Genomic DNA, 12,110 nt, shown 5'->3' on the forward strand with positions numbered 1-12,110 from the left:
CATTTTACTGGGGGGGTTACGTATGGACGATTTTCAATGGAAAAAACCTGACGGACTGGGAGAGACCGACGAAGCGGAGCGACCCCGGGAACCAAAGCCGGATGCTTCGGAAGGGCTTTATCCGCAGGGAGAGGTGCATTCTGAAAGTGCGGCGGAAGAGGAAAACAATCCTCCACAGGGCAGCTTGCCGAATTTGGAGCGGACAGATTCGGAATTGCCCGGTGATGATTTGAGTCGGGAGTCGGGATCGGATACTGCCGATAGCGCTTCTAACGAAGAAAACCAATCAGCAGAAAACCGTGAACCGGACACAGACGGAGTAGCCGCCGGGTCAGAAGATGCACCGGCGGAAAGCCCGGTTGCGGGAGTGGATTCCAAGATTCCGGAGGAACCGCAGGAGAACCCGGCCCCAGAACAGGAAAATTCTGTGCCGGGCCAGCGGGTACCGCCTTATGGCCCTTATGGTTCCGCACAGAGTGGGGAACAGCAGAGCCCGCCACCGGGCCAGTGGGTGCCGCCCTACAGCCCCTATGGTTCCGCGCAGAACGGAGAACAGCAAAACCCCACACCGGGCCAGCCTCCACAATATCCTTATGGGGTGCCTCCAAATGGGTGGCAGCAGTACCCGGGTTACCCGCCATACCCACCGTACGGTTACCCGCCCTATCCGCCGCAGGGGCAGCAGCCGCCGTTTGGGTACCAGCCCCCGCGTGTTTATGCTCCTTATGGGCAGGGCGTGGGCGGGGAGCCGTTTCGTCAGCCGGAATATACCCCAAAGCCGCCGAAGAGCAGAGGGTACCGTCTGTTTGTTGGCGCACTCGCGACTTTGACAGTGATCTTTGTGCTTGGATTTTTCAGCTTCAGCGTCTATACGGCGCTTTTACCGGAGCAAAACGGTTCTTCCTCGTCCTCCGAACAGCCGGAGGAACCCTCCGAGGCGCCGCCGGAATCCGGTTCGTCTTCGCAGAGTACGGACGACGCGGAGCCTGCACCCACCGGAACGCTGGCCGACCCGGGTTTCGCGGGGCTGAAGATTACTTCGACCGCTTCGGGCGGGGAACGCACCGCCAAGGATATTTACGCGAAGGTATCGCCTTCCATTATCGGTGTGGTTTGCGAAACGCAGGAGGGTACCAGCTCCGGTTCGGGGATTATCTGCCGTGCGGATGGCTATATCATTACGAATTCGCATGTGATTACGGACTCGAAAAGTCATTTGAAGCTGCGCGTAATTCTGCATGACAACAGCCAATATAATGCGGCGGTGGTCGGTTTTGACAAGACGACCGATCTGGCTGTTTTGAAAATTGAAGCGAAAAATCTGCCTGTGGCCACCTTCGGTGATTCCGATGCGCTGGCCGTCGGCGATTGGGTACTCGCAATCGGCAACCCCGGCGGAATGACCTTTGCCAGCTCGCTGACCCGCGGTGTTGTTTCGGGACTCAACCGTTCGGTGGGTTACAGCGACAAGGCAAATATGACGTATATTCAGACCGACACAGCCATCAGCCCCGGAGCCTCCGGCGGTGCGCTGCTGAACCTGTATGGGCAGGTGGTTGGTGTAAACACCTCAAAGCTGGTGGCGGAGGGCTATGAGGGGATGGGTTTTTCCATTCCGATTGCGCGCGCCAAAAGCATTGTGGATAACCTAATTCAGAACGGGTATGTGTCCGGGCGGGCGCGTCTGGGGATCGGCGCGAATGAGGTTACCAGCTTGCAACAGCAGCTGGGCTGGCCTCAGGGTGTGATCATTGTCGCGATTGATTCTGAAAGCGCGTTTCAGGGTACCGAGGCGAAAGTAAACGACATTATTACAAAGGTGGATGGTACGTCGATTTCCACCATGACGGAGCTGTACCAGAAGCTGGGTCTGCACAAGCCGGGAGATACGATGAAGATGACGATCTACCGACCGGGTGCGATTGGCCAGCAGGGCAAGTCCTTTGAAGTGACGGTCACGCTGCTGGCAGACAACGGTGAAACGCAGCAGAGCGTGAAATAACAGGGTTGAATGCCCTGCTCAAAAAAGTGCGCACCAGATCGGGAATTCAGAAACCGATCTGGTGCGCATTTTTTATATTCCGGATACGAAGCGTGTTACCGCTTAATGGAGATCACTTGTATTCAATGCTTTGCAGGAAAGAAAATAGGAACCGAGGAACAGCGTGAGCGCAAATGCCAGGAAAAACACCGGGGTCGCACCGAAAAGCAGGGAGTCGGCCCAGGAAAGAAACCCGTGCCTTTCTGCTGCCACCATGACGATGGAAACAAGAATATACACAAGAATCACAATCCAGAGAGAGCCCTGCGCCCCCATTCGATAGGCCGACGGTAAAAAAGCGCTGAGCAGAACCAGCATGAAACCCAAATCCCAGCAATAATACTTGACAAGTACATCCGGCTGGAAACCGGGGGAAAGCACGGTGAGCAGCACCCCTAGAAAATTGCCCGCAAGCAGGATGGAGCACAAGGACAGATACCGGCTTTTTACCAGCAGTTTTTTGCTGACCGGCAGGGACAGCGCACAGAGATTCCATTTTTCCTTTTCATCCACCTGAAAAGAGAAATAGGCGGCGATTAGGGTGGCCCAGTCCATAATGCACCAAACAAAGGAGCCGTTTAAAATCCGGCTGTTTTCCGACTGCTCCGGGATGTACCACTCGCCGATCATAAAATACACGACCAGAAACACGATTGCCAGAAAAAAATGAAAATTGCGCAAATGAAGGTATTCCTTGTACAACAAGCCTTTCACAAGAACGGCCTCCTTATCAAGTTTTCAGATTCACACAGAACAAGGTGGGAGTTTTCGGCAAGTTGTGCCGACCTTTGTGCCGGCACGCAGCGGAATCACCGTACATCATGCCGTTCCAGAATCCGGCAGGAGAGCGCGTAGGAAAGCAGCAGAACGGCGGCGGAAACCGCGAAGAAAATTCCCTGCAAGGGGACGCCCCCCTGCAGGTCAAACTTTGGAACGGTCAGCGGACTGAGATCAATTTGAATCAGGAGCAGGGCGAAAAACAGGGTGAGAACCACAAGCAGAATGCGGGCGTCGTGCGTGCCGAAGCGGTAGACGGTAGGGCAGATCAGGGCGATCATCACAAGTGAAAGCGAGTAAAAAGAAAGGTGTGCCCAGAAAAATTCCTGCCAACCGGAACGGACTGTAAGCATCACGCCCAAAAAGGAGTAAACACAGAGAGCCAGTGTCATAAGGCTGAGGTATACATACCGCGCGCCGACCAACAAGCGCCTGCCGACGGGGAGAGAGAGGGCGTAAATATTCCATTTGCAGGCATCGTCCAGTGAAAAAATATTCATGGATAAAGACACCGCCATAATGACCGATGTTGTTTGCGCGACGGAAATCAGGAAGGAGGCATTGCTGCGAAACAGCGCGGAAAACAGATAGAGCAGAGTAAAAACACCCCATAGAATCAGGCTATCTTTTTTTTGGAGCATAAAATCTTTCCGTAGAAGTCCTTTCATCATCCAGCCTCCTTTATTTTGTTGGGATTGAGAAGAAAAAAGGGTTTACTGTATCTCTTTTTTCTCCATGATGTTACAGGAGATCAGATAGGACACGAAAAACAGGAGCACGCAGGCCACGCAGGCGGTGATTACCAGAAAAACAATGCTCTGATCCCACAAGACGTCAAGCGACACGGAAGCCTTTTGCAGGAGAAAGCCCAGCAGAAACACAAGGGTAAAGCCCAGCATCAAAAGAAGGCGCGCGGTTTGGGTGCCGAAGCGGTACATCAGCGGGACCAGAATGCCCACCAGAAGGAGCGAAACCGCAACGGAGCTTGCAATTTGCAGCAGGGCCTGCACCTCGAACGGAGAGCCGTTCGCCACCTGGAACAGGAAGGAAAGGCAGATGGCCGCAAGCATCATCAGCAACAGGTAGGCGTAGCGGCTGCGAACCAGCAGGCGCTTGCTGACCGGCAGCGACAGCGCACAGAGGTTCCATTTGCAGGTTTCATCATACGCGAACAGGCTGATGGCCAAAAACACCATGAAATAAACGCTCATAAAGGACAGAAGCCCGTCGCCGAGCATGGAAAAATCACTTTTCATCGTCAGAGAAAGCAGCAGCAAAACCAGCAGAATGCCGACAAAAGCAAACAGGCTCCGCCGGGAAATCATCAAATCCTTGACTAATAAGCCTTTCATTAGTTTTGCTCCCTTCCGTAAAATACCATGATGTCGTCGATTCCGGCGAAATCCACCGTCAGTTCGGGGTGGCGCGCCGCAAAATCCGCCCGGTGAGCAATCAGTGCTTCGCAACCAAAGGCGTTTTTACGGCTGCGCAGATACTCGCTCTCCGGCAGGCGGGCAAACTCTTCCTCGCCGCATTTGACAACACCGTAGGAATCGAGAATTTCATCTTTTGAGCCGCTCAGCAGCACCTGGCCCTCGTGGATAAAGGTGACATAATCCGCAATGCGTTCCAGATCTGCGGTGATATGCGACGAAAACAGCACGGAATGCTCCTCGTCCTGAATGAAGTCCAGCAGCAAATCCAGAATCTCGCTGCGCATGACGGGGTCGAGTCCGCTGGTGGCTTCATCTAGAATCAGCAGGCGGGGGCGATGGGCCAGCGCCGCCGCAATGGACAGCTTCATCCGCATTCCCTTGGAAAAATCCTTGATCGGTTTTTCAAGAGGAAGACGAAATTCTTTCAGATAGCGCTGATACAGCAGTTCATCCCAGTTCGGAAAGAACTTACTCAGCAGGCCGCTGATGTGCCGGGAATGGAAATCCCCGGGAAAATAGCAGTCGTCAAATACAACGCCAATCTGCTCCTTTACTTTTCGCTCTTCCTTTTGCGCGTCGAAGCCGAAAATTCGAACTTCGCCGGCATCCGGCTTCAGCTCGTTTAAAATCAGCTTGATGGTAGTGGTTTTGCCAGCACCGTTTTCGCCGACCATTCCCATAATGCTTCCGCCCGGAACAGAAAAGCTGACATCCTGTAAAGCAAAGGAGGGAAAACGTTTTGTCAGGCTGCGTACTTCCAGTAAATTGTTCATATCGATTCTCCTTTATAAAGTCGCGTAAGAAGTTCAGAAAGCTGCTCGAGGGGAATAGAGCCGGCTTGTGCCAATCGCACGGCCTGCGAAATCAGCTCCCTGATTTGACGCAGATGCTCTTCCTGAATGGCCGAAACATCGCGTGCCGCGACAAAGCTGCCCTTCCCGGCGCGGGTAACAAGAAACCCGTCGCGCTCCAGATCTTCATATGCACGCTTGGTCGTAATTACGCTGATTTGCAGTTCTCTGGCCAGCACGCGCATCGACGGCAGGGCGTCGCCCTCTTTCAGCCTGCCGCTGATAATCTGATTTTTGATTTGGTGGGTAATCTGTTCGTAGATCGGCCTGCTGTCGGAGTTGCTGATGAAAATATCCACGGCGCTCTCCTTTCTGGATATTGTATATATACTGTATACACAGTATGACGCAAGAAAGTGAAAATGTCAAGAGGATTTTTCTTAGTAAAGCGCGAACAAAATATACAAATAGTATATAGATTGTTGCATTCTACAAATTCCACTGAATTTTTCGCTGTTTTACAAAAAAATAAAGATATTTTCGAAAGCTTTCCCTTTGTGGGGAAAGTTTTTTTGTTTTGCTCTGGGGAGTCAGAACCTGCCGTGCCGATTGGAAAAAGAAGCGGATTTGTCTAACCGTGCAAAGCATGGGCGAAATCTTGCCAGAGGGAAAGAACGGTGGGGACTTTTTGCTTTAAAACAGACCATTGGGTCTGAAAACGGGGAAGGAGGGCGTATGACGGACTCGAACAAGGCCAAACGAAAAATCATGCGCGGCTACGATAAGCTTGCGTTCGGAGGAATTGCTGACGCTGTGCGGCTGATGTTCAGCGACGACCCGGATCAGCTGGAAATTCGCGGAATGGATTTATTCAATGTAGCGGAGATCAAGCGCCCGAAGGGCGGCAGAATGGAAATCAAATTTTTTGATCGCATTAAGGCGCTGCAATGCCTGGAGCAGATGAATGAGGAGCGGCAGGAAGGCCCGGGCGGCTTTTACCGCGCGCTGGAGCAAAGCGTGCGCAGCTTTGAGCCGGACTCACCGGAGGAGGGCTGAGCTTGGAATTTCACCCTTTTTCGAAAAAGCAGCTTCAGGCGCTGAGCTGGTGGTGCCGGGGCAGCCCCTTCGAGCGGTACAGCGCGGTGATTTGCGACGGCGCGGTGCGCAGCGGAAAAACGCTTTGCCTTGGAATTTCGTTTATCGCGTGGTCATTCTACCGTTTTGAAGGTCAGTCGTTCGCGCTGTGCGGAAAAACCATCCGTTCGCTGCGGCGGAATCTGGTCGTGCCCCTGCTGCCGGTGCTGCGGGAAAATGGCTTTGAATGCTCCCTGCGGCTTTCGGAGAACGTGCTGATCATCTCGGCGGGCGGGCGCGAGAACCGGTTTTACCTGTTCGGCGGCAAGGATGAATCCTCCTCTGCCCTGATTCAGGGAATGACGCTTGCGGGTGTGCTGTTCGACGAGGTGGCACTCATGCCCCGCTCGTTTGTGGAGCAGGCGCTGGCCCGCTGTTCGGTGGAGGGCTCGACGTTCTGGTTCAACTGCAACCCGGAACACCCGCAGCACTGGTTTTACCGCGAGTGGATTCAAAACGCTGCCAAAAAGAACGCGCTGTACCTGCATTTTCAGATGGAGGACAATCCGTCGCTGTCGCAGGCAATGCTGGAGCGCTACCGGGGGCTGTATTCCGGCACGTTTTACCGCCGGTTTGTGCTGGGGGAATGGGTGGCCGCCGAAGGGCTGGTGTATCCTTTTATGAAGCAGGAGCAGTTTTGTCCTGTGCCGGGCGGGGTGTTTGAGCGGTATGTGATTTCGTGCGATTACGGAACTGTGAATCCCTCTTCCTTTGGATTATGGGGAAAGCAGAGCGGCTGTTGGTACCGGCTGGCGGAGTATTACTACGATTCCCGGCGGGAGGGCTTTCAGCGCACCGACGAGGAGCATTACGCGGGGCTTTCTAAGCTCGCCGGGGAGAGAAAAATTGACTGCGTGGTGGCCGACCCCTCCGCCGCGAGCTTTATGGCGGTAATTCGACGTCACGGAGATTTTCGGGTGATCCCGGCAAAAAACGATGTGCTGGACGGAATCCGCGAGGTGGCGGCGGCGCTCAAAGCGGGGCATCTGCGCGTTTGCGACACGTGCGCCGATGCGATGAGGGAATTTTCGCTGTACCGCTGGAGCTCCGACTCCACCAGGGACGCGCCGATCAAGGAGAACGACCACGCCATGGACGATATTCGCTATTTTACCGCAACAATATTACAGCAGGACGCGGTGGGCTGCTTTGCGGTGGCCGCGCCGCGCCGGACAGGAGAGTGTGATGGGTTGGTTTAAAACAAAACGGCCACCGGCCGGACCCGCCGCGCAGACGGCCCCGCGCGCGGGGTGGCAGGCGGGCTGGGAATGGAACCGGTACGCTCCGCTTGCGGGCGGGGAAGAGCGGCTGTACGGTGCGCTGCGGGAATCGGTACCGATTATTTCCGCAGCACTGGAAAAAACGGTGCGCCTGATTGGTACCTTTCAGGTTGAGTGCCCCGACGCCGCGGCAAGGCGGGGGTTGGCGGAATTTTTGCGCCATGTGCCGGTGGGAGCGGCGCAGACGGGAATTCAGAGCTTTTTGAGCACGTATCTCGACCAGCTGCTTCTGTATGGCACCGCCGTGGGGGAAATCCTCCCCAGAGCGGACGGGACGGGGATCGCGGGACTTTATAACGCACGGCTGGAGCATCTGGAGCTGCGCCGCGGAGAGAACCCGATGGAGGTGCAGCTGTGTGTGCGGGGAACAGCCGGTGAGTCTGTGCCGGTGAAGTACCCCGATCTGGTGCTGCTGTCGGCGCTGAATCCCGAGCCGGGAGAGGTGCGTGGCGTATCGATTCTGCGGGGCCTGCCCTTTCTGGGGGAGGTGCTGATGAAAATCTACAATACCATCGGCGTCAACTGGGACAGGGTGGGCAACACCCGCTTTGCCGTAACCTACAAGCCCTCCGGTGAGGGCGACCGGGCCTATGCCGCCGAGCGCGCCCGGCAAATTGCCGAGCAATGGAGCCGCGCGATGCAGCCGGGGGCCGGGGTGAGCGATTTTGTCGCCGTGGGTGATGTGAATATCCGTGTCATTGGCGCGGACAACCAGATTCTGGACAGCGAGATTCCGGTGAGGCAGCTGCTGGAGCAGATTGTCGCGAAGCTGGGCGTGCCGCCGTTTTTGCTGGGGCTTTCGTGGTCCTCCACGGAACGGATGTCCTCCCAGCAGGCAGACCTTCTGACGAGTGAGCTGGAAAGCTACCGCCGTCTGCTGGAACCGGTGATTGAGAAAATCTGCCGCATGTGGCTCTCGATCAACGGATATTCCGAGTGGCTGGAGATCGACTGGGACGACATCAGTTTGCAGGATACGGTGGATCTGGCGGGAGCCAGGCTCAAAAACGCGCAGGCGGCGAAGCTGGAATGGGAAGTTCAGAAGGAAAGAGAGGGGAAAGCATGAGAGAGGGCTATGTAATCAAGAGCGCGCAGAGCACTGCCGGGCCCGAGGAGCTGGAGCAGATTGGCCGCTACACCCGGCGGGCATTTTCGCCGGAGGAGCTGTATGTGTTTTCAGTGGTACTGTGCGACAACGAGATTGACCGCGATTTTGAGCGCTTTACAATTCCTGCCCTGCACCGCCTGGGGGAACTGTTCCTCGGCAAAACAGGTCTATTTGACCACAGCATGAAGAGCGGTGACCAGACGGCCCGAATTTTTTCCACTCAGGTAGAAACAGACGCGGATCAAACAACGCAGGCGGGCGAACCGTACACCCGGCTGGTGGCCAGAGCTTACCTGCCGAAAACGGAGAAAAACGCCGACCTGATTCTGGAGCTGGAATCAGGCATCAAAAAAGAAGTCAGCGTGGGCTGTGCGGTGGGGAAATCCTATTGCTCGGTCTGCGGGGCGAATCGGGCCCAGCAGGGATGCGAGCATGTGAAAGGGCGCAGCTACGGCGGCGCCGGGAAGGAGCAGCTCTGCTGCACCGTACTCGACGAGCCGGCAGACGCCTATGAATGGTCGTTTGTGGCGGTGCCCGCCCAGCGGGCGGCCGGAGTGATCAAGGCCTTTTGGCCCGGAAAGGAGGAAACAGAATCCATGGAAGAGATCAGAAAATCTCTGCATGCGGGGGAACAGGTGACGCTGACCGCCATGCAGGCCAAAAAACTGGCAAAGCATTTGGAGCAGCTGGAGGCTTTGGCGGAGAGTGGGCGGCAGTACCGCGAAAGTGTATGCAAAAACGTGGTGCGGCTGTGCGCGCTCGGTAAAACGGGGATTCCGGCGAAGGCGATGAGCCGGGCGGCACAGAGCATGGAGCTCGACGACCTGCTTGCCTTTGAAAAAGCACTGAAGCAGCAGGCGGACGGCGTTTTGCCGCTGCGCCCGCAGCTCGCGCCGGAGCATCCGGATACGGCGGACAGAGGGAACGAGATGTTCCGGATTTAACACAAAAGACAGAGCTGTTTTCCCACAGGGGGTGGGGAACAAAACGAATTCTCCGTTTTTACGGACAATCAGTATCAAACAAAAACAGGAGGAAAGAGCATGAAAGTAGCATTTGGCGGATACGGGGAAAAAATGGCCACCTTTGAGGCGGTGGCCGGCGTTGCGGCCGGTGTGCCGGTGATGATGAGCGCAAGCGGAACGGTGGCCTCCTGCACAGCGGGCAAGGCATTTTGCGGCGTTGCGGTAAATGTGCGAGACGGACTGGCCGCGGTACAGCTTGGGGGATATGTGCGCCTGCCTTACACGGGCACAGCTCCGGCAGTCGGTTACCAGACTCTGGTGGGCGACGGTACGGGCAAAATCAAGACGGATGCGGCTGGCCGGTCGCTTCTGGTAGTGGATGTCGACACCGCCGGCGCGGTATGCGGCGTGATTCTGTAAATTAGAGGAGGAGAAAAACATGGCTTTTTACGATACTCTGAAACTCGAAAAAGGAATGTACGGCGCGGGCAAAAGCTTTACCCGCGTTCTGGAGGAGCTCGACCCCTCCGCAAATTATGAGGGCACGCCGCTCGGTGGGCTGGACGCCTACCAGCGTCAGCTCAAGCGCTTTGACATCCGTGTGGGTGGCCCCGGCTCCGACTCAGTGGAGAAATTTTTTCAGACCGGCGACAGCGCGGCGCTGTTCCCCGAATACGTTTCCCGCGCAGTGCGGCAGGGAATGGAGCGGGCCGACCTGCTGCCCGGTATTGTGGCGACAGTAACCAAAATCAATTCCATGGATTACCGCACGATCACGTCCGATCCCCTGCCGCAGGACAAGGAGCTTCTGCCGGTGGCGGAGGGCGCGGAAATCCCCCGCACAGTGGTAAAGACCCAGGAGAACCTGGTGCGCCTGCACAAGCGAGGCCGCATGCTAGTGGCGTCGTATGAGGCACTGCGCTTCCAGAAGCTCGACCTGTTTACCGTTACGCTGCGGCAGATTGGTGCGCACATTGCCAGAGCACAGCTCGACGACGCGGTGAGCGTGCTGCTCGACGGTGACGGTAACAGCAACCCCGCTCCGGTAACATCGGTGACCGGCGCTCTTTCGTACAAAAACATGGTCAGCCTGTGGAGCGCCTTGCAGCCCTACGAGCTGAACACGATTCTGGCCTCTACCCCGGCGGTGGAAGATGTTTTGAATCTGAAGGAGTTTCAGGATTCCGTGGCGGGGCTGGATTTTCAGGGTACCGGCAAGCTTGCCACGCCTCTCGGCGCAAAGCTGCTGCATGTGCCTTCACTCTCCGGCAGCCGCCTGATCGGCCTTGACAAGAACTGCGCGCTCGAAATGGTGCAGGCCGGTGATGTTCTGACCGATTCCGACAAGCTGATCGACCGCCAGCTCGAGCGCGCCTCCATCAGCGTGATCGCCGGGTTTGCGAAAATTTTTGCGGGAGCTTGCCGTGCCGTAAGCTATACCGGCGAATAAAAGGACAGGAGGGAAAGCCGATGAATCCGGAAGCGATTCTGGAACGATTTCTTTGCCTTTCGGGGCTTTCCCCGGAAGAGGCGCAGCCCTGGCAGGGTCTGTGCGGAGAAGCCATGCAGGAGCTGAATGCCCGGGTATTGCCCGGGGCGGAGAGCGGGGCGGCGTTATTAAACGCCGCCGCCGCGGCCCTGGCTTTTTACCGCTATTCGGCGGCGCAGTCCAGCGGGCCGGAGAGCGATTTTTCCGCCGGGGAGATTCGCGTTGTGAAAAGCGCCGCCGGAATGGAGGCAGCGCACCGGCTGTGGCGGGAGGCTCGCCGCTCCGCCGCGCCGTACCTGCGCGACGATGAATTTTTCTTTGGGCAGGTGCGCTCATGACCCGGGCGGCGTTCCTCCGGCGGATGCTGGAGCAGTACGGCACTGAGGTTGTGGTTACGGTACAGGGGGAAGCTCCGGTAACCGTGCGTGCGATGATTCAGGCCATGAACTATAAAAGCAAGGGGTACCCCGACGACGCATGGATGCCGGAGGGGTACTTTGACAATTCCCACTTCTTTTACATCGGGCCGCCGAATTGCCGGCTTGACCAGATGAGAGGGGCGGCGCTGTGCTGCGCCGGGCGGGAATACGGAGTGATCCGCGCGCAGGGCTTTGCGGCGGGAAACCGGATTTTATATGTATGGGCGGTTCTGCGCGAGCTGCCGGGGGAGGCAACGAATGACAAAATTTAATTTGCTGGAGCAGGAGCTGCTGCGTCAGCTGCAGGAGAAGGAGTCCCTCCGGGACATCCGGTTCGCGGCGGCGTGGGAAAACCGGCGAGGCGGATCGGAAGGAATCAGCGCCTTTCTGAAAATCCTGCCTGCGCGGTTTGTTCCTGCCTCGCTGGATGAATCCCTGCGGCGGGCGGAGCTGACGGTGAGCATCTGGATTTCGGCGCCGAAGGCGCTGGGCGGCACTGCTTGTGTCGACGCCTTCTCGCGTATCAGTGATGCGCTGCTGTTTGGTGAAAATGGGCTGTGCCTTCAGACCATCTCCTGCGGGAAGGTGGAGTATTCCGAAGCTGCCGGAGCGTTCCGCATGAGCGCCGAGGTAGGCATGACGGCGTACTGCCGGGAAGGTGGGGGATAAG

15 protein-coding genes are annotated in these 12,110 nt (G+C 56.7%); 10 read left to right on the forward strand and 5 right to left on the reverse strand.

The window, feature by feature from the left end; translation table 11 throughout:
• Positions 1-22 precede the first annotated feature (22 nt).
• Complete coding sequence (locus QOS46_RS12250) at positions 23-2,002, forward strand: trypsin-like peptidase domain-containing protein (RefSeq protein WP_283610117.1); 1,980 nt, start codon at positions 23-25, stop codon at positions 2,000-2,002.
• Between the two features lie 102 nt (positions 2,003-2,104).
• Here QOS46_RS12250 and QOS46_RS12255 read toward each other — a convergent pair whose 3' ends face one another.
• The 5 genes from QOS46_RS12255 to QOS46_RS12275 form a co-directional block, all read right to left on the reverse strand.
• Positions 2,105-2,755, reverse strand: coding sequence for an ABC-2 transporter permease (locus tag QOS46_RS12255; RefSeq protein ID WP_283610118.1), 651 nt, complete (start codon positions 2,753-2,755; stop codon positions 2,105-2,107).
• A 95-nt stretch (positions 2,756-2,850) separates the two neighbouring features.
• Positions 2,851-3,486 (reverse strand): ABC-2 transporter permease, encoded by a 636-nt coding sequence (locus tag QOS46_RS12260; RefSeq protein ID WP_283610119.1) that lies wholly within the window; start codon positions 3,484-3,486, stop codon positions 2,851-2,853.
• Between the two features lie 45 nt (positions 3,487-3,531).
• Positions 3,532-4,170 carry an ABC-2 transporter permease gene (locus tag QOS46_RS12265; protein WP_283610121.1) on the reverse strand — a complete coding sequence of 213 codons (639 nt, stop codon included), beginning with the start codon at positions 4,168-4,170 and terminating at the stop codon, positions 3,532-3,534.
• Positions 4,170-5,027, reverse strand: coding sequence for an ABC transporter ATP-binding protein (locus QOS46_RS12270; protein ID WP_283610123.1), 858 nt, complete (start codon positions 5,025-5,027; stop codon positions 4,170-4,172). Before QOS46_RS12270 ends, QOS46_RS12265 begins: the two co-directional genes overlap by 1 nt.
• Positions 5,024-5,404 carry a GntR family transcriptional regulator gene (locus tag QOS46_RS12275; protein WP_283610125.1) on the reverse strand — a complete coding sequence of 127 codons (381 nt, stop codon included), beginning with the start codon at positions 5,402-5,404 and terminating at the stop codon, positions 5,024-5,026. The genes QOS46_RS12270 and QOS46_RS12275 overlap by 4 nt, the downstream gene beginning before the upstream one ends.
• A 376-nt stretch (positions 5,405-5,780) precedes the next feature.
• Between QOS46_RS12275 and QOS46_RS12280 the strand changes: the two genes are divergently transcribed.
• From QOS46_RS12280 to QOS46_RS12320, 9 genes are all read left to right on the forward strand, one after another.
• Positions 5,781-6,101 (forward strand): hypothetical protein, encoded by a 321-nt coding sequence (locus QOS46_RS12280; RefSeq protein WP_283610127.1) that lies wholly within the window; start codon positions 5,781-5,783, stop codon positions 6,099-6,101.
• A gap of 2 nt (positions 6,102-6,103) precedes the next feature.
• A complete protein-coding gene (locus QOS46_RS12285; RefSeq protein WP_283610128.1) occupies positions 6,104-7,378 on the forward strand; it encodes a PBSX family phage terminase large subunit in 1,275 nt (424 codons plus the stop codon).
• Positions 7,365-8,525: a phage portal family protein gene (locus tag QOS46_RS12290; protein WP_283610130.1), complete on the forward strand. Its 1,161-nt coding sequence runs from the start codon at positions 7,365-7,367 to the stop codon at positions 8,523-8,525. Before QOS46_RS12285 ends, QOS46_RS12290 begins: the two co-directional genes overlap by 14 nt.
• A complete protein-coding gene (locus tag QOS46_RS12295) occupies positions 8,522-9,511 on the forward strand; it encodes a hypothetical protein (RefSeq protein ID WP_283610132.1) in 990 nt (329 codons plus the stop codon). Before QOS46_RS12290 ends, QOS46_RS12295 begins: the two co-directional genes overlap by 4 nt.
• A 99-nt stretch (positions 9,512-9,610) precedes the next feature.
• A complete protein-coding gene (locus QOS46_RS12300; protein WP_283610133.1) occupies positions 9,611-9,952 on the forward strand; it encodes a hypothetical protein in 342 nt (113 codons plus the stop codon).
• A 19-nt stretch (positions 9,953-9,971) separates the two neighbouring features.
• A complete protein-coding gene (locus QOS46_RS12305; RefSeq protein ID WP_283610135.1) occupies positions 9,972-10,982 on the forward strand; it encodes a phage major capsid protein in 1,011 nt (336 codons plus the stop codon).
• A gap of 20 nt (positions 10,983-11,002) precedes the next feature.
• A complete protein-coding gene (locus QOS46_RS12310) occupies positions 11,003-11,359 on the forward strand; it encodes a hypothetical protein (protein WP_283610136.1) in 357 nt (118 codons plus the stop codon).
• Positions 11,356-11,712: a hypothetical protein gene (locus tag QOS46_RS12315; protein WP_283610137.1), complete on the forward strand. Its 357-nt coding sequence runs from the start codon at positions 11,356-11,358 to the stop codon at positions 11,710-11,712. The genes QOS46_RS12310 and QOS46_RS12315 overlap by 4 nt, the downstream gene beginning before the upstream one ends.
• On the forward strand, positions 11,699-12,109 hold the full coding sequence (locus tag QOS46_RS12320) for a hypothetical protein (RefSeq protein WP_283610139.1): 411 nt from the start codon (positions 11,699-11,701) through the stop codon (positions 12,107-12,109). Before QOS46_RS12315 ends, QOS46_RS12320 begins: the two co-directional genes overlap by 14 nt.
• Position 12,110: the final 1 nt, after the last annotated feature.

The sequence above is a fragment of the Faecalispora anaeroviscerum genome, assembly GCF_947568225.1.
In the GTDB taxonomy this organism is placed as follows: domain Bacteria; phylum Bacillota; class Clostridia; order Oscillospirales; family Acutalibacteraceae; genus Faecalispora; species Faecalispora anaeroviscerum.